The organism is Anaerococcus porci, assembly GCF_034090325.1.
Classification (GTDB): Bacteria; Bacillota; Clostridia; order Tissierellales; family Peptoniphilaceae; genus Anaerococcus; species Anaerococcus porci.
The window spans coordinates 1-21,886 of sequence record NZ_JAXDSU010000043.1 but is presented as its reverse complement, the minus strand read 5'-3'; the positions used below and the strand labels follow the sequence as shown (position 1 = coordinate 21,886).

Genomic DNA, 21,886 nt, shown 5'->3' with positions numbered 1-21,886 from the left:
TTCATTCTTTAACATCCACTTTTCTAATACATATAAAATTTATTTATTTATAAAATCAATCGTATCCTTTATAAGCTTTGGACTTATCCTACACTTATCCTCACTTACAGCACAAACTGCAAATCTTAGGCCTTGTTTATTTGCTACTATGTATATATCATTTTCCTTAAGCTTTTCTGCGATTTCCTCTGATCTATCACATGGAATAGATATGAAAAAACCACCAAAATAAGGAAGTGTAATAAGCCCTACTTCTTTAGAAGCTTCCATAAAAGCATCGGCTCTTTTTTGAAGTTTAATCCTATATTTCTCAAGCTCATCCTTATAAGATTTAGATTTTTCCTTATCTTTTTCAATTTCTGTAAGAAGGGTCATAGCAACGTGAGTTATATTTGACCAAGTTGCCCTATTTGAATGTTTCATTGAGTTAAATACAGAATCTGCTATTTCCTTTTTCTTAGATACAATTATGCAAGCTCCTGCTCTAAGACCATAGGCTGTATATGATTTACTCATAGAATATGCAACTGTAGTAAGTATATTTTCTGGTAAGTATGAAAATTTCTCAAAAAATTTCTTTTGAGAGCCATCTCCTGCAAATTCTATATAGGCTACATCTAGAAGAATTGTTATATACTTTCCTTCTTTTGCCCTATCTTTAATAATATCTATAATCTTATCCCACATTGAATCATCAATAGTAAAACCTGTAGGATTGTTAGCCGGTGAGTTAAATACACAAACTACCCTATCTCTTTTATCAAGAGCATAATCAAGGGCTAGCTTAAAGGCTTCAATATTAAAATTAAAGTCCTTATCTAAAAATTCATATGTCTTAAACTTTCTATTGAATTCTTCGCACATAGTCATATAGGCAGGCCAATACCAATTAGGACAGATTACATAATCACCTTCACCTAGAAGTGACCAAAATACATGTCTTACTGCACCTGTACCACCTACTGTAGAAATAGACCTAATAAATCCTTCTGGTCTATAGTTTCCAAAACATTTAGATATAACACCTTCTAAAAAGTCCTTATCGCCCTCTATTGCTCCATAACTTGCTATAGATCTCTTATCCATATTTTTTAAAGTATCGTATACACTATCAAAAGCAATCAGTTTTCCATCATCATCTATAAGGGCTCCTATAGTTGAATTAATAATCTTTTCTCTTCCCTTTTCCTCTATAGCTTTTTTTGCTTCACCGCCAACTTTAAAGATTGAATCTTCAAGGTTTGGCCATCTTGCATGATCAGCCAATATATTTTTTTCCATAATTTTCTCCCTATATCTTTATAATATTGTATCAGAATTTATTATAATTTTAAAGTAATACTTGGATAAATTTTTATTTTTAAGTAAAATATACAAGGAGGATATTATGGATAAAGATTTAAAAAAAGAAAGATTAAAAGAGCTTGATAAGCTATCTTATGAAGTTACACAAAATTCACTTACAGAGAAGCCTTTTTCTAGTAAATATAATAATTTTTTTGAAGATGGAATATATGTAGATAAGGTTTCTGGTGAAGTTTTATTCTCATCAAGGGATAAGTTCAATGCTGGATGTGGTTGGCCTTCATTTACCAAACCACTTGAAGATAATATAGATGAATTTGAGGATTTATCTCATGGTATGGTAAGAACTGAAGTTAAGTCAAAAGATGGAGAAAGCCATCTAGGTCATGTATTTTCTGATGGACCAAAAGAGACTGGTGGGCTAAGATATTGCATAAATGGAGCAAGTCTTATATTTATCTCCAAAGATGAACTTGAAGAAAAAGGATATGGCAAATATTTAACTTTATTTGAATAAAAATAGCAAGGCAGTCTAGATCAAAATCTATCTGCCTTGCTATTTTTATTCATAGGTTCCTTTTCTTACAATTTTTTTATCTTTCATCATAAATAAGCCATTTGAAATCACTGTATTTATATCTAAATTTTCATCAAGAAGTAGGAGATTAGCTTTATAATCTTTTTTTATTTTTCCTACTTCCCTATCAAGTTTTAAAGCCTTGGCTACATTTATAGTAAAAGGCTTTATGGCTTCTTTTAATTTTTCTCCTGACTTTACTATCTCTTTTATAGCAATAATCCCTGTATTAACTGGAGTATAGCCTATATCTAAAAGATTTCCATCATCATCATAAGTTGACCAAGACCCATATCCATCAGATGAGTAGGTTATTTTTTCTAAAACCCCCTTATCTTTTGCTTTCTTATAAGCATATGCATCATTTAGGTAATCCTTACCCATTCCAGAGGTGAGATCAATATAGCCACCCCTTTTAGCAAAGTCTAAGGCATCTTCAAAAAGTGAAGGGTCTCTATTAACGTGGGTTGGTCTAAATACAGATGTGGGAAGGTTTGAATATTTTAAAGCATCATCTATTAGTTTAAAATTAAACTTACCCCCTCCCATATGGATTGTAACATGACCTGATTTTCCTGAAATCATTCCAGCAACCCTAGCATCAGCTCCTATTCTTTGAAGTTCTTTATAATCAAGGCTAGAATCCCTATGATCATTTACTGCAATCTTGACTCCTATGAGTTGATCAATAAATATAATATCTTTTTTTATAGAACCTGTTATAGTCGGACTAGGATAAGCATAAGATCCTGTTAAACTATAAGTCTTTATTCCTTCCTTAGTTAAAGCTAGAGATTTAGCAACTAAGTTTTCTACACTTCTAGTTTCTGAATCAGTTCCTAGAAGACCGACTACTGTTGTAATACCAGCTTCTATAAGTTTTGATAAAGAAATTTCGGGAACTTTTGTATTAAATCCCCCTTCTCCACCACCACCTGTAATGTGAATATGTTGGTCAATAAGTCCTGGAATAACTATCATTTCTTTTCCGTCATATATGCAATCTACAGGATATTTCTTATCATCCTCACTAATATCTAAAATCTTATCATTGGCAATATAGATATTTGTAAGAGACTTATTTCCCACAATTTTTATATTTTTAATTAAAATCATTTGCTTTCTCTTTCTATTTTCAAAAATTCTTCCTTTTCCTTATCACTTATTTTTGTTATACCAATTCCAGTAAAGGCAAGTATTATAGCCATCATTATTCCTGTGTAATTTAATATAGCCCATGGAAGATAGGCTAAGGTTTCAACCCCTAAGGTAGCAGTCATATATGCTCCTGCTGCAGACCATGGTATAAGTGGAACTAAAACTGTACCTGAATCTTCTAAAGTTCTTGAAAGATTTTTAGGATGAAGATTTCTTTCAAGATAAATTTTTCTAAATAATTCTCCTGGTATAAGAATTGAAAGATAAGAATTTCCTGTAACAAAAGCAACTGTAAAACAAGATGCTATAGTTGATAAGATAACTCCAAAAGTAGACTTGACTCTCTTAAGTATTGCATCTAAAACTACATCAAGCATGCCAGATGTTGACATGACACCTGCAAATCCCATTGAACAAAACACCAAAACTGTAGTGGTTGTCATAGAAACAGCCCCACCTCGATTTATAAGGGTTTGAATATCATCAATGATATTAGCTTGAAAACCTGTCATTTCAATATTAAATCCATTTATCATAGAAATAAATCCATCCTTAAGACTGAAACCTTGGACAAAAACACCTATTACAACTGAAACTAAAGAGTTTACTACCATGGTTGGAAGTGTTGGATACTTAAGTATAGATCCTACAAGCATAATAATAACTGGTAAGATAAGTAAAATATTCCAATTATAAATTCCAGAAAGTTGATTTTGAATTAGGGCTACAGACTCACTACTTGTGACAGTTACATCAGCCCTAAGTCCTACAATAAGATAAACTATAATTGAAATTATTGATGCGGGAATTGTAGTATAAAGCATATGTTTTATATGTTCATAAAGATTTGAACCTGCAGCAAGTGGAGCTAGATTTGTAGTATCTGAAAAAGGTGATAACTTATCACCAAAATAACTTCCTGCAACTACTGCTCCTGCAGTTATAGGTAAGGACATATTAAGTCCTTGAGCAATTCCCATAATAGCAACACCAACTGTTCCTGCTGAACCCCAAGAGGTTCCTGTAACAGTTGATAGGACTGCTGTAATTAAAAAGGCACTTAAATATAAGAATCTAGGATTCATAATTTGTACCCCATAATAAATTATCATAGGTACAGTTCCTGAAAACATCCATGCCCCTATAAGAAATCCTACTGACCATAGAATCAGAGTTGCTGGGAGGGCTCTTGAAATCTTTTCTATAATTCCAACTTGAAGTTCTTCCCAAGTATATCCCAATTTCATTGCAATAATGCTTGCAAAAATAGTACAAAGTAAAATTATTGGCTCTGCCCTAAGTTTTAATATACCAACACCAATAGTTAAAAGAACAATCATTACAACTAAAGGTGACATAGCCTGTATAGTACTAGGTTTCTTTTTCTCTTTTTTCATATTATTCTCCATTTTTATATTTTATTTACATAATAATACAATAAAGAATGATAAAAAGTCAAGCAAAGAATTTATTAAAGTAAATTGTTAAATTAGTGGTTGTAGTCAAACTTTCCCTATTAGTATATAGAAAATTAAATGGGACTGTTGCAGAATGAATTAATCGTTCAAAATCATTACAAACTCCTCCACGACAATTTACCTACTTAAGTGGCAAGATATTCTCAAATTGTCTATGAGTAACTTTTAATGATGCAACGTTAGAAATTCATAATTTTGCAACAGCCCCATTAAATCTAAATATATAGCTTTATTTATCTTAAAAATATAAATGCTTATTTTTGACTTATACCTTCTTCTTTAGCACAATCTGCAACAGCTTTTGCCACTACATCAGCAACTCTCATATCAAATGGAGATGGTATAACGTAATCATCCTTAAGCTCTTCATCTGATATTAAACTTGCTATAGCCCTTGCCGCTGTAATTTTCATTTTCTCAGTTATGGCGCTAGCATGAACTGATAGGGCACCTTTAAAAAGACCTGGAAAAGCTAGAACGTTGTTTACTTGATTAGGATAATCACTTCTACCTGTTCCTACTACCCTTGCTCCTGCTTCTTTTGCATCTTCATAGGTAATTTCTGGATCTGGATTTGCCATAGCAAGTATTATAGGATTATCTCTCATGGATTTTACCATTTCCTTACTTATCTTATTTGGTACTGATACTCCTACAAATATATCAGCATTTCTCATAGCCTCTTCCAAACTATAGTCTTTATTTTCCTTGTTAGTTTCTCTAGCAAGTTTATTATATAAATCTTTTGAATATTCTTCGCTTTCTTTTAATATTCCTTTTGAGTTAAAGGCAAAAATATCATTTATTCCAAAATCATTTAACATTCTTACTATAGATGAGCCTGCAGCTCCTACTCCTGAAATTACTACATTACAATCTTCAGGTTTTTTTCCTACAAGTTTTAGGGAATTTATTAAAGCAGCAATTGTAACTATTGCTGTACCATGTTGGTCATCGTGGAAAACTGGTATATCTAGCTCTTCTTTTAGTCTGGTTTCAATTTCTATACATCTTGGAGATGAAATATCTTCAAGGTTTATACCACCAAAAGTAGGTGAAACTTGTTTTACAAATTTAATTATCTCTTCCGTATCATTTGTATTTATAACAAGTGGAACTGCATTTAGACCACCAAATTTTTTAAATAAACAAGCCTTTCCTTCCATTACTGGTAAGGCTGCTGCTGCGCCTATATCTCCTAAACCAAGAACAGCAGATCCGTCTGATATTATTGCAATTGTATTTGCTTTTCCTGTATATACATATGCATCTTCTTCATTTTCATGTATTTTTTTGCAAGGTTCAGCTACTCCTGGAGAATATACTAAGGATAAGTCGTCCTTATCTTCTAGTTTTGTTTTTAATTCTGTTGATATTTTTCCTTGAATTTTTTTGTGTAATTCAAGTGCTCTCTCTTTTAAGTTGTCCATTTTTTCTCCTTATACCATTTTCTCAGGTTTTACTATCTTATCAAATTCTTCATCACTTAAATAAGCTAGTTCTTTATTTGCCTCTTTTAAAGTAAGATTCTTACTAAAGGCATATTTTGCAATCTCACTTGCCTTATCATAGCCTATTTTAGGTGAAAGACTTGTTACAAGCATAAGTGATTTATCAAGATTTTCATTTATTTTTCCTTCATTTGCCACAAGATTCCTTAGAAGTTTTTCTCTAAAACAATGGATAGATTTTGAAAGAAGTGTAATAGAGTTATCCATTGAATGAATTATAAGAGGCATATAGGCATTTAATTGTAGTTGACCTTGGGTATTTGCCATAGAAATTGCTAGATCGTTTGCCAAAACTTTTATACATATCATGGTAATAGACTCAACTTGGGTTGGATTTACCTTACCAGGCATAATAGATGAACCTGGCTCGTTAGATGGTATTATAAGTTCACCTATACCACACCTTGGTCCACATGATAAAAATCTTATATCATTTGCAATCTTATAAAGATCTGTTGCCAATGCTTTTATAGCTCCGTGAACATTTACAAGACTTGATTTTGATGAAAGTTGGAAGAATTTATTTTCATCTGATTTAAGATCCATATCATATATTTTTGAAAGCTCTTTTGCCATCTCCTCTCCAAATTCTTTTTTGGCATTTATTCCAGTTCCTACAGCTGTACCTCCTATAGCGAGATACTTAAGTTCTTCTTTTACTTCCCTTAAAACTTTTAAATTTCTTTGTAGACATACCTTCCAAGCTGAAATTTCTTGAGATAGTTTTATAGGAGTTGCATCTTGTAGATGAGTTCTCCCAGTTTTTATTAACTTATCGTTTTTTTTGATTAAATCATCAAAGCAGTCAATAGTTTTTGAAACCTCTATTATGAGTTTTTCCGATAAATTTTTTAAGGTTGAAAGATGCATGGCTGTTGGAAAAACATCATTTGAACTTTGGCTCATGTTTACATGGTCATTGGGGTGAATAAGTTTTTCATCTTCATTAGCAACGTGGCTTATTACTTCATTTACATTCATATTTGTTTGAGTACCAGATCCTGTTTGCCATACCGTAAGTGGAAATTCATCATCAAATTCTCCACTTAAAATTCTATCACAGGCTTTAACAATCAAGTCTCTTCTCTTATCATCTAATTTTTTCTCAAGATTATTTACAATGGCTGCTGACCTTTTTATTGTAACTATGGCCATTATCTGAGAGTGTGGAATTTTTTCAACACCTTGAGGAAAATTTTCTAGAGATCTTTCTGTCTGTGCTCCCCAATAGTGATTGGATGGAACATTAACTATACCTAGAGAATCTTCTTCTTGTCTGTATTTCATTTCTTTACCTCAATTCAAAATTCTTCTTTAGCATAAGCTTTTAACATGTTTATAAATATTTTAGCAATTGGTCTTAACTTATGATTAGCTGAATAGTTTATCATAGTTGTCCTTGAAGATAAACCCTCCTTTAATTTAAAATAAATAACCTCTTTATAGTCTTCTTTTAGCATGGATTCTGGAAGAATTGCAAGACCTATATTTTCTCTTACACACTTTTGGGCTATAAAAATAGAATCTGTTTCAAGGATTGTCTTTAGGGTGTTTTCTGTAAACTCATCAAGCTCCTGGTATTGGAGCAGTAAATTTTGCCCTTTTTTCATTCTTATTATTTTTTGACCCATAAGTAATTTTGCATCTATTGAATGGATTTTTTTATTGTCATTTAAATTAATCTTTGAAATCAAAGGATTATCCTTTGAGATTGCAACATATACATTTTCCCTATAAAGGTTAATACTTTTTAAATCTTCATATTCATTAGTTTCATAGGTTATGGCAAAATCACATTCACCATTTAAGGCTAAGTTATTTAAGTCACTCGTCTTTGCCTCAACTAAGTTTACCCTTATACCTGGATAATTTTCATTGAAATCTTTTAAGACCTTGGATAGGAAATAGTAACTTTGATAATCAGTTGATCCCACTTTAATATTTCCTATCTTAAGCTTATTTACCTCTTCAATTTTTAATAGTGTATCTTCTTTTAATTTTTCTATTTCTTCAAGGGACTTTTTATAAATCTCACCTGCTTCAGTCAGTCTTATTGGCTTATAATCCCTATTAAAAATCTCAATCCCAAGCCTATTCTCAAGCCTTATTATATACTGACTTAAGGCTGATTGGGATATATAAATTTTCTCAGAAGCCTTTGTTATAGAACCATACTCTAAAATCGTGGATATATATTCTAAGTCCCTATCTGACATAATATCTCCTATATTTCTATATTTTTCTGAAGCTTAAGCCCTAGCCTTAAACTTTCCTTTACTAATTCTTTTTCACTATCTATAAGTGGATACTTATCTCTTTTTTCATCCTCACTATTTATAAAACTTGCCTCAGTACAACCTATAATGATATAGTCTGCTCCCTCTTCCATCATTTTTTCTAAAGTTTTGTGATATCTTTCAAAATTGACAGTACCATTTTCCTTAACATCCTTATAAATACAAGTATTAACCATCTCCTGAAGCTCATTTGATGATTTTAATACCTTTTGCTTGGATTTTTTAATCACTTCATTAAATAAGCCAGACTTTATACTTCCTTCTGTTGCAAAAAGTCCTATTGTCTTATCCTTGCCAAGTTCTTTAAGTTTTTTTTCTACAAGCTCAATCATATTTATAATTGGCTTTTTTGTAAGTTTTTGTAAATCATCATAGAAAAAATGTGCTGTATTACAAGTTATTACATAAAAATCAGGATTAAGTTTATCCACACTTTCTATATCTTCTTTTAAATATTCAAACGGATTCTCCTTAGATTTTTTTAAAATAAAAGATGTCCTATCTGGTATAGTCGCATGGTTTAAAACAATGTAGTTTAGGTATTCTTGGTCAGAATCTGGTCTGTAAGCCTTATTTAAATCATTAAGAAAATTGGTTGTAGCCAATGTTCCCATGCCTCCCAATATTACAAAAAAATCTCTCATAAAGCACCTATAAACCTACTTCTTCCATCATTGGTTTTTCGTCTGATAAATATCTTTCTTTATCAAGTAATTTCTCTTGTGTTGCTGATATAAATGTTGAAACAACGTCACCTGTTACATTTAGAGCAGTTCTAAACATATCTACTATTCTTTCAACACTCATAATAAGGCTTACGCCCTCAACCGGAAGTCCTACTGATGATAAAACCATTGAAAGCATAATCATACCACTTCCTGGAACTCCTGCTGTACCAATTGATGATAAAACAGCAGTTAAAACAACTGTTACAAGGTTACCGAAAGTTAAGTCTATACCATAAGCATTTGCTATAAATATAACCGCACAACCTTGATAAATTGCTGTACCATTCATGTTTATAGTAGCACCTAATGGGATTGTAAATGATGATATCTCACGAGGTATACCAAGAGTATCACATGATGATAAAGTTAGCGGTATGGTTGCATTTGATGATGCTGATGAGAAGGCAAAAGTATAAACTGGAAATACCTTCTTTAAAAAATGCATCGGGCTTGACTTTGATGTAAGAACTATAAGTGGTAAGTAGGCAAGAAGTATTACTATCACCATTGAACCTAAAACTGACGCTAAGAAAGTTAGTAGTGGTCCTACTATTCCAAGTCCTATGTCTGTAAAAGTTCTTGCTATAAGAGCAAATACACCAATAGGTGCTGCCTTCATTACAAGAGCAGTTACCTTCATCATAAAGTCATTTCCTGCTTCCATTAAATCTTCTAATGGTTTTAACTCTTCTCCAAATCTTCCTACTATTATACCTGTAATAAATGCCCAAAATATTACTTGAAGCATATTACCATTTGCAAGTGCTTCTATTGGGTTTTTAGGAATTATATTTACTATAGTTTCAATTAGGGTTGGTGCCTTTTCAGCATCAGCTGCAGGGGTTGATGAATTTGCAGCTTCTACAAGATTCATTCCGATACCTGGTTTTAACATTTTTGCTAAAAATAAAGCAACTGCTACAGACAATGCTGTTGTAATCAAATATAAAACTAAGGTTCTTATAGCCACCCTACCAAATTGGGAAATATCCCTCATTTGCATTACGCCTGTACCTATTGAGAAGAATACAAGTGGTACTACAAGCATTTGTAATAATCTAACAAAGCCTTGTCCAAATAGGTAAAATACCCCATCTATTAAAACTGATTGTTTAAAAAATCCATCAGGAATTATATAATGTAGTCCTATACCTACCACAAGTCCTATGAGCATAGATAAAAGTATTTTTTTAGTGGGGTTCATTTTCTTTTTTTCAGTCATATCATCCTCCAAAATTATTTTTCATTTAATTGATCCTCTTCCAAGATTCCAGGTGTAATCATTTTCTTAAAGTCAAGCATCTTATCAAGTTGATCTTCAGAAATAAGTCCTTCTTCTAATACAAGCGCTCTTATAGTTTTACCTGTATCTTGAGCTTTGTGGGCTAGTTCACTTGATTTTTCATAACCTATATGAGGTGCGAGGGCTGTTACAAGTCCTATACATTTTTCTACCTCATCTTGAAGTTTTTCTTTATTGGCTGTAATGCCATCAATGCAATTTACTCTAAGTGTATAGATTGCTCCTTTTAAGGCTCTTAAAGATTCGAAAAGTTTGTAAAATATAACCGGTTCAAAGGCATTTAATTCAAGTTGACCTGCTTCTACTGCCATTGTTACAGTAGTGTCATTACCTATAACTGCAAAAGCAACTTGATTTACCACCTCTGGTATAACTGGATTTACCTTACCTGGCATAATAGATGAACCTGCTTGTCTTACAGGTAGGTTTATATCACCTATACCAGTTTGAGGACCTGATGACATAAGTCTTAAGTCATTTGAAATCTTTGAAAGAGATGCGGCAAAAGTCTTGAGAATTGATGATGAAAAAAGAAAAGAATCAAGATTTTGTGTACCATCTACTAAGTCTTCTGCTTGTTTTAAATCAAGTCCTGTAATCTCTTTTAAAACACCTACAATTTCTTTAACATAAGTACTATCTGCATTAAGACCTGTTCCTATTGCAGTAGCACCAAGATTTACTGAAGATAAGATTTCTATTGCACTATCCATCCTCTTATAGTCTCTTTTTATAGCACATTTATAAGCGTTAAATTCTTGCCCTAAACTAATTGGAACAGCATCTTGTAATTGAGTACGACCCATCTTATAAACATCTTTAAATTCTTCAGACTTTTTTTCTAAAGATGCTAAAAGATTTTCACACTCATCTTTTAATTCAATAAAATATCTAATAAGTGCAATTTTTCCACTTGTTGGAATAACATCATTAGTAGATTGACCCTTGTTGACATCATCATTTGGATGAACCATGTCATATACACCAAGTCTTCCTCCAAGTTTTTCATTTGCAATGTTTGCAATAATTTCATTAGCATTCATATTATAGCTTGTTCCAGCACCGCCTTGAATAGGATCAACTATAAAATTATCTCTATATTCTCCATCTAAAAGCTTGTCGCACGCATACAAAATAGCATCCTTTTGCTCAGTTGTTATCAAATCAAGCTTTTCATTTTCTATAGCACAAGCTTTTTTCACTTCAATTAAAGCATCTAAAAACTTATCATCAGCTTTAAGCCCTGTTATAGGAAAATTTTCTTCTGCTCTTTTGGAATTGGCACCATAATAAGCATTTTCTAAAATATCCATCTCACCTACTGAATCATGTTCTCTACGAAACCTAGTCATTTTATCCTCCATTCGATTATAATAAATAAGACCTAATGTTTACAAATATTATTATATTGTAAACGTTTTTACATGTAAAATTATAACTTTATCATATAATCCATAAGCTTAAACTTATATACCTTGATTTGAGAATGTTAAAGACTTGCAAATTTCTAAAATTTTATAAAACTTTTAGAAAGATATTTAAAAAATTCAAATAAAACATTTTTTATTTGATAAGTATTTACTTGTTTACTTTTATCAAATAAATTATAAGAAAATTTAATTTTCAAAAATTATGCTGTTGAAAATAGATATTAAATACTATAAAATTTTAAATAAAAAAAGAAATGTCTATAAAACATCTCTCTTTTTTTAATATGGTGCAGGATAGAAGTATAAAACCTATAAGTGATTAACAGGTTTCTATGGTTGGATAACTACAAAAAAACTACAACTATTTTATTAAAAAATGTACGTTGGTAACCTATTAGTAACCAAACAATAATTATTTTTAGTTAACTTACAGCTATGAACATAAAATTTTATACAATTACCTCTACTTATCGCTGGTTGTATTTTTTGTTAAGAAAATATAGCATAAACATCTTATAAACGAGTAAAACAAAGCAATACGTTTTATTTTAGCCTATAAGCCAATCAAACAATCAAGTATACCAATAGTATTACTTTAAAAATAACTTTAAGTTTTTTATATACAAATAACCACAAAAAAAAGACACTTCCCATAAGTGTCTAAATAAATTATTATAAATAAAAAAGTGAGACATAATGCCTCACTCCACTTAAACGGGCGTACTTATAATTACGCTTAACATCTCTGTCCAAAATAAGTGTAAACAGTGTTATCTGTACTTGCAATATACATTTTCTTTTGTTAGTATCTATCATTATCAAAATACTTAATTAATTTTATTATAATTAGAATTATCTTTTTTATTACTTTTTATAAAAACTACTATTAGACCAGCTAATGGCGTGAGTAATGTAACTAATCCAGCCACACTTTTATCATTATAAATCAAAAATGCACCTATAAATATAGCCAATACACAAACTATTAGTCCAGCATATGTTCCTCTTTTATTAGCTTTAAAGTTTTCTTCAATTGCATACTGTTCCATACTTATACTATGTTCTTGGTCTTTTTCTGCTAATTTTAAAATTCTATCTGGAAAAGAGCTATCAATATTCCCATAACCTTTTAAAATATCTGGATGAGGCAATGGGCCTGCAAACATCTGTTCCATTTGCTCCATATGCTGAACTGATAATGTAGAGTTTTCCTCAATCAACTCCATAACTTCTTTAGGATTTTTCATAAAAGAACTACTAATTATATTAATTTCATCATCAGTTAGACTTTCTAAACCATTTATGCTTTTTTCTATATCTTCATTATTTATAATCTCTTTTTCCGTCATTAATAAATTTCCTCAAAGAATTTCCTACTTTTGTAAATCCTGTTTTATATGAATATGTTTCTATTTGGCCTAAACGGTCTACATCATTGTATTTATTTAACAAACCAAACATATCAAAAGATTTCAAATAACCTAAACTAAAATACTTAGTTCTATCAATTTTAAAATCTTGTTTATTTAAAACCTTCATTAAATATCCCTCCTACTCCTCCAACATGGATATTAATCACTATTATTATACCAATAAAAGTAATTACTTTTCAAATTAAAAAAGACCACCAGCCAAAAGCCAGTGGTCATTTTACAATTACTTAATCAAATCTCGTTTATATTCATCTTTCTTTACAAAAAGATTCCACCCCTCTAAGGTATTAATACTCAAATCTCTACAAGGCTTATCCAATAAACCAAGTTCAATATATTTTTTGGAAATAATCTCAGTCAAATCTTCTTTTAACTTCTTATCCACAAAAAACATATTCAATGACCTTTCAAGGTTTATCAAATTGTAAGACCTAAATTATTTAAAATATTATCCATTCTTAAACTCCTTTTAAATTTAAACACTTTAAGCGACTACATATGTAATCGCTTATTAATTTCTAATATAAATTTTTTAATAAATATCTTTCACTTATTTTATAAGATAGAGGTCGTTTATTCACAACATCTATATAATCTAGTTCTGCTAATTTTTTCAAAGTTTCTTTAATTCTATTTTCTGGAAATCTCTCGCGACTTAGCATTTTTATTATTTCTTTTCTACTGAAAGGTGGATTTGATAAAAATAATGCACTTGGCAGAAAACCCACTAATGTTACCTTTTCTATTTCTTTTGGTATATTATTATCATTTTCTATCTTTTCAATCAAACTATCTATTTTATCATTCTTATCAATAAGATTTTCAATCATTTCTTCTTGGCCTTTAATGAGCATATTCAAAAAAGTGTCCACAAAGAAGTTTAATTCACCTTTATTAATTGAGTTATTAGTTTTATCAAAAGCCTTATAGTATTTTGCTTTTTCTAAATAAGATCCCCTAGATAAAGATAATGCAGTTAAATAAGAATATTGATTTTCTAAATATATACTTGATAAAAACCTACCAGTCCTACCGTTTCCATCATAAAAAGGATGAACATATTCAAAATAATAATGACAAATAGCAACCTTTAATAATAAAGGTATCTTCTCATTATTCAAAAAAAATAGCATTTCTTCTAAGTCTTTTATTATATTATCTTCTCCATCAATACCACTGTGTATTATTTCTCCACTAACAGTTCCTTGCTTTTTAACATGAACAGAATCTTTTCGAAAAATTTTACCATCAGGTAAATCTTCTTTTGAAACTTCCCCATCAATAATTTTATCGTATATCTTCCTAATATCTTTGCAACTTTCAGGCAAGCTTAATTTCTTTTCAATTAACAGTAGATAAGAATTTATAGTGCTGTTGAATCTTTCTTTTTTATTGTCTTCTTTTGCTAGCATTCTATTTGTAGAATAAATAATCTCCTCTTTAGTCGAATTTACTCCCTCTAGTTCATTACTACTCTGTAATTCACTAGCTATAGCATCAATAAGCAAATATTGACCTACATCAGGTGGAAGTTTTTTTTTAAGATCCATAAGCACGTAATCATTTTTTCTTATTTTATCCATCTTATTTTCACTCTTTATATTTGGAATAAAATATAGAGGATATTCTTCTCCCCTTGACTTAATTTTTAGATTCGTAATCAAAGATATCTCGTTATTTATTCTTTTTTGATATACTTCTTCCCGCTTATTCTTATTTTTATAATAAATTTTATACAAATAATCCATATTTATCACTCTTAATTAAAATATTATATAATATTTTACCATATTGCAGATAAATTTCCATATAAATTAAAAATAAGACTTCTTTTTACTTAAAACACTATCCAAGGTGTCGTATCTCCACTTAATTTCCTGTAGGCAACATATCTTCTAGCTCCGCTCCAAGCAATATAGCTTATCCACCTGTATCCGTCGCCCTCATACACGCTGTCATAATTTATTCTTTCACCTTTGCCATATTGTGCAACTATTGCAGAGTTTGTACTTGCATCTGCTCTGACATTGCATATGGCTTGGGTAACTCCATACCAGTTTTCGTTTTTAATAAATTTCTTGTCGTTTGAAGATGATTGCTTAATTTTAGGTTTAGGACTAGATACCTCAAGTTTGTCATTTCCTACATATCTAAGCACACAATTCCAAGGGTAGTTTCTGTATCTTCTTACCAAGATTTCTCCACCCGTTTGGTCTCCTGTTTGTCTACCTACAATTCCGCCTCTTTCGTCTATGCTTGCTTCTGCTGTTTGGTAATTGCCTATATACATTGCTGTATGGTATTTGTGGTTTAAGAGTACATCTCCCCTTTTCATTCCGTTTGCGTTATATAGATTAACTTGATTTGTAACATCTTTAAATCCACATTTTAAAAAGACATTGTACATATTGCCTGTGTAAGTTGCTCCTTTACTCTTTACAGGTACACCTGCATATTGGTAAGCACTTATAACTAAACTAGAGCAATCATAATCACTCCAAGTGTTTAGGCTACCCCATCTGTTATATTGGCTGTATCCGTGTCTATTGTCGTTTGCTACATTAATCATATATTTTACAGCTGTTTCAATTTTACTCATTTTCCCCTCCTTTTTGTTTTGTAACTTCGTCTTCTATACTTTGATTTATATAAGAGTTAAAATCTCCATAAGCCTTTTCTAAAATTTCCCTAGATTCTTTATCTAGTATCTTATTAATCTTACTTTTTGTTTTGTTCCATGCTTCTTCTTGTTTGTCTCTATCAAATTTCCCTGCTTTTTTAAGATCTCCAACAAACTCTTGATTAGTCGCAGATACGCATTTTGTAATTATATCTAATAGCTTGTAGCTTGCTTCTCTTACTTTTATATTTTCAATTTTTTCTATCTTTTCTTTGCTTAAGTTACTTAAATATACAAATACATTTGTTAAAACTAATATTCCTACGCTTACTAAAATTTTTATTAAAATATCATTCATTTTTTGCTCCTTGTGAGGTTCCTTGTTAAATTGTATCGTCTATTTTCCAACACTTTATCCACATCATGTTATTTAATGTATTGATTCATGTGTACTTAAAAAGGACTAGAGAAATCTAGTCCTAAGCACTTTTATCCATGTCCTCTGCTATATCGTCAATTTTATTGTTTAGAATCGTAACGTCTTTTTGTATTTGGTTTACCCCTTGCTTAATCTCAGCAAGGGCAGTTTGAGACGACGAACTATGCACCTCCAACTTATTATTAAGCCCACATAATTCTTGATTAGTCTTTTCAGCCCCAACAGCAAATTTCTCACTAATCTCAGCAAGCTTATTGTTACTATCCCTTTGAATAGCCCTATCTTCCTTGCGTTCTTCCCTTTTAATCCTGGTATCATCCATATAGGTTTTCAAAAAAATTCCCGCAATGACAATTAAAGGACCATTCTTAACTAATGCACTCAAAAGTACACCTAACTCCATAGGGTTCCCCCTTTCCTTACCTTAAACAAAAAACTACTTCTTATCTTCACTAACTCTAGGAGTCATCTTAATCATCATAACTTGCTCATCACTAAGTAAGTTTAACTTCTTGGCCATATCAAGATAAGACTCCTCAATCTTCCTTTCTGCCCAGCAGAACATACAATACTGAAAGAACCACTTATTCTCCATCATCACCCCTCCTTCCTTTAATATCCCTAAAATCTTTAAGATTAAAAAATCATAATCACTAAGCTTCATTTTTTCATTAGGTAAGAGCATATCAACCATATATTCGCTCATATTTACCCCCTCAACCCATTTATCACCATCAAACTTAGGTTTGATATATCTTTCATTAGGTTTTATAAGAGTATATTTAAAATCATGCTCTACATTGGTATCAATCTCCAAGCTCCCAATAAAAAAACCCATATCATCCAAGATATAGGCTAACTTAAAATTTACTTTATCAAACACATCTACCAATCAGCATCACCTGCCCTATAAATCATATCAATCTCAAACGCATCTCCAACGCTTGGGCTATAAGAATTACCCTTTTGCCCAATCCAAGTAATACCTCCACCAGAAGTGATACCCAAACCTACAATTACATACCCTCCATTTTGTGCCAAAATAGGTAGCATAACCTTAGGTCCCCAACTAGCAGGCACACTGCCCCAAACACTCCACCTATTAGTTGGATTAGCACCACTTATCTTAACCTTCCCCCACAAATGCACATGGCCAAGAGGATCCCTAGTAGCTTTAATATATCCACTAAGACCATTCAAAGATACATCAAAAGGCTTATTTTGACTAGAATTGTATGGAACTAGCTTATCCTTAATAGCAATATTATTCATAAAAGCAACATTACCATTAAAGAACAAATCTTTTCCCCAAGTCCCAAACCAATTAGTTCTTACACCTTTTATTATGAAATCTAATCTTGATCCAAAATCTCCACAAAACTCAGCTTTCTTCTCTCCATCTCCATCAACTTTAATAATTCCATCAACTTCAAGACCCTTGTCAATCTCAGGAACCTTCCCAATCCCTACAACTGCTTTATTTGCTCCAATTACTAAAGATTGACTAGTTGCAGGTATAGTTGACAAGGCCTGGTGTCTTTTAAATTTATCAGCTATGGATAGCCTCACATCATAGGCCTTAAAGTCATCAAAACCTCCACCAAGGGAAATCGTCGAATTAAATTTTCCATTTCCAACTGTAGCTGCATATACATTTCTCCAGGAATTTGAATCTTTTTCTGCCACATCTACTTTTACGGATAAAGGATTTTTATTATCTATTACTGTAGATGTTATGGCCATCCTTGCACTTGCGTATTTGCTATTAGATTGGTTTCTGTAGGCATTAAAAAAAGATATGTTAGGCAAGTTATAAGGATTTAAATTAATAGTCCTTGTTGTGCTTGCACTCATATCTCTACTGTCGTTTACTGTTATTTTTACACTTTGACTTCCCGTTAAATTAATGTCTTTAATTATAGCATCTTGGCCAGAAATATTATAGGGTCCTATACTTACATTCACACTCTTAATGCTAGCCCCATATTCCCCAGTTCCACTTGTTTTTATCCTCAAATCTGTTAGGTGTTGGTAAAATGGACTAGATCCTATTATATTAATTTTATTTTGGTTAGCTTCTGTAATGTTTACACTATCAATGCTTGGACCTGCTGAACTTGGTACATTTAAAGTTAAATTTTTTGAAGATGTACCTATTCTTGTATTTCCATCATATGTTTCTAGGGTAAAAGTAAGGTTCATGTTTTTTAAATTCTTCATGTAATTTGTCATCACATTTGTGGAATTTGACCAATTCACAGAGTTAGAAGATGTTTTATCTACAATTGTTTCACTATTTCCAGAATAAGATACTTTTACAGTATGGGTAAAAGAAGAAACTTTTTTATCAATAGCAATTTTAACATCATTTCCTGCATAAATGCTTGTTATATTAGTTCCTGAAGAATTTTGCAAGGAAAAGGAAGATGCTCTAGGAATTTTAGATAAGGAAAAATTTCCAGAAACATATCCTGTTGCCGAAGTCGACCAAAGACTAGCAGAAAATGAAAAGGACTTAGACCCATCTTCATTATGTTTTACTGTAGTAGTACCAGAAGCTAATTGCTGACTTCCTCCACCCCTTAAATCAAAATCTCTTCCTGTCTGATTATGAACAGTTGATCCATTTATTACTACACTTGTTTTACCTGTATGATAATTATTCCAAAATCCATAACCTCCAACACCCTGTATGTATAAATTATAATATACAGTAGATGTATTATTAGCTATATTTTGGCTTTGTTGTCTTATTTCTAAATGTATGGTTCCTGTACCATTATTAATCGTCTTGCTATATGTTGCCATTCACACCTCCTAGATATTAGGACTTATTACAGTAAATTTATTTCCATTTAAATCCACCTTATTTGCCAAATGGTAACCAAATTCAAAGGCTCCTGAAACTTTTAAGTTTGGTGTTTCTGTTTGGTTGTTTGCAAATCTTGCAACTACTTTCGTACCGTCTGTAATCTCCAAGGCATTATTAATAAGTCTTAACCTTACTTGTTCACCTTCTTTTCCAATTAAAACTCCCTCTTCTCCAAAATGTAGGTAGGTATTAATAGCTTCTAGAGATAATTTCCCTGCTCCTACATTGACTTCAATTATACTTAGCCTATCTTCTAGACTTAAGGCGTTAGAATCAATGGCTGTTTTTAATTGGTCAAGGTAGGCTTGTTGTTTCATAAGATCTATTTTGTTTTGGTTAAGTTCTTCCGCTGTTGGATACATTGCAAAATGTACTTGCAAGTCCTGTAGACTTTCTTCGCTAGCTTTTTCTGATATTGCGTCATCTACATCTGCATAACAAGGAGACCACTCAATAGCAGGAATATCACCTCTTGTAAGAGTTGCCCATTCAATCGATACCTTATTACTATTCTTATTCTCCCCATTACCGTTAGTGTGTGTATATAACCTTAAAGTCGGTGGGTTTGCTTGTTCATAAGTTTGTCCATTGTATAATATTTTATCTTCCCAGTTAAACGTAGATGTATATATCGCGTATTCTTGAGATTTAGATAGCTTAGTCCACCAATCAAGCTCAATCATTCCTCCAGAGTTAAATACCATAAGTTTATCATCTTTTTCCAACTTTATCTTACAAGTAAAAGTCATAGTTTCACCAGTTTCTGGCGTTTCACATAAAGTCCAGTGCCCAGACCTATACTCTACATTATCTACAATAGGCACATTAGACTTTCTCAAAAGATTTTGACCTATCTTACCAGTCTTTCCATCTCGACCAGGAGGACCAGCTACACCTTGCTTTCCAGCTTCTCCCTTATCCCCTTTATTACCTTTAACCAATTGCCAAGTATATTTACTAGGGTCAGTAGAGTCAGACTTAGTATAGTCTGTATAAGTACCAATATAAGCCTTATCACCAGCTTGAGAAGTTGAAAATCCACTTGTGCCTGTAGAATTATTAGCCCATGCCGTGTGAAAATATGGTGTTTTACCATCAGCCCCAGCCTTCCCTGGTATTCCCTGACTTCCGTCCTTACCAGGCTTTCCATCATCTCCAACATACTTAGACCATTCATATTTACTAGGATTTATGGAATCAGTTTTTTCAAAATCTGTATAAAATCCTATATACTTCTTTCCATTAGTTGCTGTTAATGTAAATCCTACAGCACCATCAGAGCTATCCGCATAAGCAAAATGCATGTATGATGTTTTACCATCAGCCCCAGCTTTACCTGGCATACCATCCTTACCATCTCGACCAGGAGGACCAGGAGTAAGTTCAATAAGCTCTAAATCTCTTTTAGTAACAGTATCTTCCCACCTGTCCCCCTTCCAAATTCTTTTAAACTTTGTTTCTCCTTCTTCCCATTGCCACACATCTCCCCACATTAAAATTTCTCTATTTGGTTCTTCTTTTTGCTTGTAAATTCCTATAGATAAATTTTTAATGGTATAAGATGCTGTAGCAACTGCCAAGTCATCAAGCATTGCTGAGCATACAAAAGTTGCTTCTAATTCAATATCACTTCTACTAAGTTCAATAAAATGTTCATTAAAATCCTTATGATTTTCATTCCAATCTTCATCTTTAATTACTAATTTATCAGGATATTTGGAAATTCTCTCCCAAATATATCCATCAACATTTGCCGACTGGTCTATTCCTGCCTTTGTAAGCTTTGCAATTAAATTTGTATCAACTATATCATCTTTAAAAACATTTCCTGAAGATGATTCAAGACTCATTAGATAAGGTTGGTTTTCAAAGGAATATTTAAAATCTTGTATATTACTTTGTAAATTTAAAAGTCTTTCAGCTATTCCACTTGTTTTTGGCACAAAATTAGCAAAAACAGCACGATCTATATAATCATTTGTGCTTGAAGTAGTTACATCAACTAACCTTGCTTCTAAATAAAGGGCTGGCGAATAATCGTGGTCAATAATTCTAACCCTATCCCCAATATCAATTTCTTTGGGAATTTTATCAGGATTTACATCATAAGAAATTTCAGGCTCATTATTTTTCTTTAATTGATTTAAACATTCATCAAAGAGTGTTTTTTGACTTGTAGCTTCTGATTCATAAACTCTTGATAAGTACCTACCCTTAGTATTTGGCTTTGACCAAATTGCATTAGCTTCCCTATCACAGACCCTACCATCCTTATCTACAAAATATCTTCCATCATCATACTTGTAGCCTTTTAAATTTGTTTCCTTTTCAACTTCTTTATTTTCTGTAACAGTTTCAAGAACTTCCTTTGTTTTATTTTTTGTTGGAGCAGCAGGTCTTGTATACCTTTCAGACCCTTTCATTATATTAGCTATTTTATTGTGCCAATTTGGGTCGGTTGCGTATTGGTGTACTCCATTATTATTTCTCATTTTGTATAATGTTGTTTGCTTGTAAGAAGAGTTATAATAATTTTTTGCAATCCATTTTGCACCATTAATTATTCCAGATGCAAGCCCAGAGTTTGAAAAGTTTTTAGCATTATTTGGATCATTGTCAAAAGCCCCGATTCCAAAATAATTATTATATCTTTTTGCTATATTAGACCTACCCCAGCCAGATTCTAATGCAGCATGGGCTAAAATATATCTCGCATCTAATCCTGATTGTTTTTG

The 21,886-nt window shown here is 31.7% G+C and carries 20 protein-coding genes; 1 reads left to right on the top strand and 19 read right to left on the bottom strand.

Annotated elements, in window-relative coordinates; genetic code table 11:
• Window positions 1-39 precede the first annotated feature (39 nt).
• Window positions 40-1,281, bottom strand: coding sequence for an aminotransferase class I/II-fold pyridoxal phosphate-dependent enzyme (locus SOR60_RS04650; protein WP_320595338.1), 1,242 nt, complete (start codon window positions 1,279-1,281; stop codon window positions 40-42).
• A 106-nt stretch (window positions 1,282-1,387) separates the two neighbouring features.
• Here SOR60_RS04650 and msrB point away from each other — a divergent pair, with 106 nt between their 5' ends.
• The gene (gene msrB, locus SOR60_RS04645; RefSeq protein ID WP_320595337.1) at window positions 1,388-1,822 is read left to right on the top strand and encodes a peptide-methionine (R)-S-oxide reductase MsrB; all 435 of its coding nucleotides are present in this window, start codon (window positions 1,388-1,390) and stop codon (window positions 1,820-1,822) included.
• 45 nt (window positions 1,823-1,867) lie between these two features.
• On the opposite strand, the gene iadA is transcribed toward msrB, so the two are convergent.
• From iadA to SOR60_RS04555, 18 genes are all read right to left on the bottom strand, one after another.
• Window positions 1,868-2,998, bottom strand: a complete 1,131-nt coding sequence (iadA, locus tag SOR60_RS04640; protein WP_320595336.1) for a beta-aspartyl-peptidase — start codon at window positions 2,996-2,998, stop codon at window positions 1,868-1,870.
• The gene (nhaC, locus tag SOR60_RS04635; RefSeq protein WP_320595335.1) at window positions 2,995-4,437 is read right to left on the bottom strand and encodes a Na+/H+ antiporter NhaC; all 1,443 of its coding nucleotides are present in this window, start codon (window positions 4,435-4,437) and stop codon (window positions 2,995-2,997) included. The genes iadA and nhaC overlap by 4 nt, the downstream gene beginning before the upstream one ends.
• Before the next feature lie 335 nt (window positions 4,438-4,772).
• A complete protein-coding gene (locus SOR60_RS04630; protein ID WP_320595334.1) occupies window positions 4,773-5,948 on the bottom strand; it encodes an NAD(P)-dependent malic enzyme in 1,176 nt (391 codons plus the stop codon).
• 9 nt (window positions 5,949-5,957) lie between these two features.
• Complete coding sequence (locus SOR60_RS04625) at window positions 5,958-7,316, bottom strand: class II fumarate hydratase (protein WP_320595333.1); 1,359 nt, start codon at window positions 7,314-7,316, stop codon at window positions 5,958-5,960.
• Window positions 7,317-7,330: 14 nt separating this feature from the next.
• The gene (locus SOR60_RS04620; protein WP_320595332.1) at window positions 7,331-8,245 is read right to left on the bottom strand and encodes a LysR family transcriptional regulator; all 915 of its coding nucleotides are present in this window, start codon (window positions 8,243-8,245) and stop codon (window positions 7,331-7,333) included.
• Between the two features lie 8 nt (window positions 8,246-8,253).
• A complete protein-coding gene (locus tag SOR60_RS04615; RefSeq protein WP_320595331.1) occupies window positions 8,254-8,970 on the bottom strand; it encodes an aspartate/glutamate racemase family protein in 717 nt (238 codons plus the stop codon).
• 7 nt (window positions 8,971-8,977) lie between these two features.
• Window positions 8,978-10,276 carry a dicarboxylate/amino acid:cation symporter gene (locus tag SOR60_RS04610; RefSeq protein WP_320595330.1) on the bottom strand — a complete coding sequence of 433 codons (1,299 nt, stop codon included), beginning with the start codon at window positions 10,274-10,276 and terminating at the stop codon, window positions 8,978-8,980.
• 14 nt (window positions 10,277-10,290) lie between these two features.
• Window positions 10,291-11,709 carry an aspartate ammonia-lyase gene (locus SOR60_RS04605; RefSeq protein ID WP_320595329.1) on the bottom strand — a complete coding sequence of 473 codons (1,419 nt, stop codon included), beginning with the start codon at window positions 11,707-11,709 and terminating at the stop codon, window positions 10,291-10,293.
• 905 nt (window positions 11,710-12,614) lie between these two features.
• Entirely contained in the window at window positions 12,615-13,136 is a 522-nt protein-coding gene (locus SOR60_RS04600; RefSeq protein ID WP_320595328.1) for a DUF2335 domain-containing protein, read from the bottom strand.
• Window positions 13,111-13,326, bottom strand: a complete 216-nt coding sequence (locus SOR60_RS04595) for a hypothetical protein (protein WP_320595327.1) — start codon at window positions 13,324-13,326, stop codon at window positions 13,111-13,113. Before SOR60_RS04595 ends, SOR60_RS04600 begins: the two co-directional genes overlap by 26 nt.
• 117 nt (window positions 13,327-13,443) lie before the next feature.
• Complete coding sequence (locus SOR60_RS04590; RefSeq protein WP_320595326.1) at window positions 13,444-13,614, bottom strand: hypothetical protein; 171 nt, start codon at window positions 13,612-13,614, stop codon at window positions 13,444-13,446.
• A 124-nt stretch (window positions 13,615-13,738) separates the two neighbouring features.
• Window positions 13,739-14,968, bottom strand: a complete 1,230-nt coding sequence (locus tag SOR60_RS04585) for a Fic family protein (protein WP_320595325.1) — start codon at window positions 14,966-14,968, stop codon at window positions 13,739-13,741.
• Window positions 14,969-15,057: 89 nt separating this feature from the next.
• Window positions 15,058-15,819: an endolysin-like domain-containing protein gene (locus SOR60_RS04580; protein ID WP_320595324.1), complete on the bottom strand. Its 762-nt coding sequence runs from the start codon at window positions 15,817-15,819 to the stop codon at window positions 15,058-15,060.
• Window positions 15,812-16,198 (bottom strand): hypothetical protein, encoded by a 387-nt coding sequence (locus tag SOR60_RS04575; protein WP_320595323.1) that lies wholly within the window; start codon window positions 16,196-16,198, stop codon window positions 15,812-15,814. The genes SOR60_RS04580 and SOR60_RS04575 overlap by 8 nt, the downstream gene beginning before the upstream one ends.
• Before the next feature lie 121 nt (window positions 16,199-16,319).
• Entirely contained in the window at window positions 16,320-16,664 is a 345-nt protein-coding gene (locus tag SOR60_RS04570; protein ID WP_320595322.1) for a hypothetical protein, read from the bottom strand.
• Between the two features lie 51 nt (window positions 16,665-16,715).
• Window positions 16,716-17,162 carry a hypothetical protein gene (locus tag SOR60_RS04565; protein ID WP_320595351.1) on the bottom strand — a complete coding sequence of 149 codons (447 nt, stop codon included), beginning with the start codon at window positions 17,160-17,162 and terminating at the stop codon, window positions 16,716-16,718.
• Between the two features lie 2 nt (window positions 17,163-17,164).
• Window positions 17,165-19,087, bottom strand: a complete 1,923-nt coding sequence (locus SOR60_RS04560) for a DUF859 family phage minor structural protein (RefSeq protein ID WP_320595321.1) — start codon at window positions 19,085-19,087, stop codon at window positions 17,165-17,167.
• 9 nt (window positions 19,088-19,096) lie between these two features.
• Window positions 19,097-21,886: glucosaminidase domain-containing protein (locus SOR60_RS04555; protein WP_320595320.1), on the bottom strand; the 2,790-nt coding region annotated here is incomplete at its 5' end.

Bases quoted from the DNA above. Each gene is read 5' to 3' on its own strand.
- SOR60_RS04650 (WP_320595338.1), bottom strand. From the start codon at position 1,281: ATGGAAAAAAATATATTGGCTGATCATGCAAGATGGCCAAACCTTGAA.
- msrB (WP_320595337.1), top strand. From the start codon at position 1,388: ATGGATAAAGATTTAAAAAAAGAAAGATTAAAAGAGCTTGATAAGCTA.
- iadA (WP_320595336.1), bottom strand. From the start codon at position 2,998: ATGATTTTAATTAAAAATATAAAAATTGTGGGAAATAAGTCTCTTACA.
- nhaC (WP_320595335.1), bottom strand. From the start codon at position 4,437: ATGAAAAAAGAGAAAAAGAAACCTAGTACTATACAGGCTATGTCACCT.
- SOR60_RS04630 (WP_320595334.1), bottom strand. From the start codon at position 5,948: ATGGACAACTTAAAAGAGAGAGCACTTGAATTACACAAAAAAATTCAA.
- SOR60_RS04625 (WP_320595333.1), bottom strand. From the start codon at position 7,316: ATGAAATACAGACAAGAAGAAGATTCTCTAGGTATAGTTAATGTTCCA.
- SOR60_RS04620 (WP_320595332.1), bottom strand. From the start codon at position 8,245: ATGTCAGATAGGGACTTAGAATATATATCCACGATTTTAGAGTATGGT.
- SOR60_RS04615 (WP_320595331.1), bottom strand. From the start codon at position 8,970: ATGAGAGATTTTTTTGTAATATTGGGAGGCATGGGAACATTGGCTACA.
- SOR60_RS04610 (WP_320595330.1), bottom strand. From the start codon at position 10,276: ATGACTGAAAAAAAGAAAATGAACCCCACTAAAAAAATACTTTTATCT.
- SOR60_RS04605 (WP_320595329.1), bottom strand. From the start codon at position 11,709: ATGACTAGGTTTCGTAGAGAACATGATTCAGTAGGTGAGATGGATATT.
- SOR60_RS04600 (WP_320595328.1), bottom strand. From the start codon at position 13,136: ATGACGGAAAAAGAGATTATAAATAATGAAGATATAGAAAAAAGCATA.
- SOR60_RS04595 (WP_320595327.1), bottom strand. From the start codon at position 13,326: ATGAAGGTTTTAAATAAACAAGATTTTAAAATTGATAGAACTAAGTAT.
- SOR60_RS04590 (WP_320595326.1), bottom strand. From the start codon at position 13,614: ATGTTTTTTGTGGATAAGAAGTTAAAAGAAGATTTGACTGAGATTATT.
- SOR60_RS04585 (WP_320595325.1), bottom strand. From the start codon at position 14,968: ATGGATTATTTGTATAAAATTTATTATAAAAATAAGAATAAGCGGGAA.
- SOR60_RS04580 (WP_320595324.1), bottom strand. From the start codon at position 15,819: ATGAGTAAAATTGAAACAGCTGTAAAATATATGATTAATGTAGCAAAC.
- SOR60_RS04575 (WP_320595323.1), bottom strand. From the start codon at position 16,198: ATGAATGATATTTTAATAAAAATTTTAGTAAGCGTAGGAATATTAGTT.
- SOR60_RS04560 (WP_320595321.1), bottom strand. From the start codon at position 19,087: ATGGCAACATATAGCAAGACGATTAATAATGGTACAGGAACCATACAT.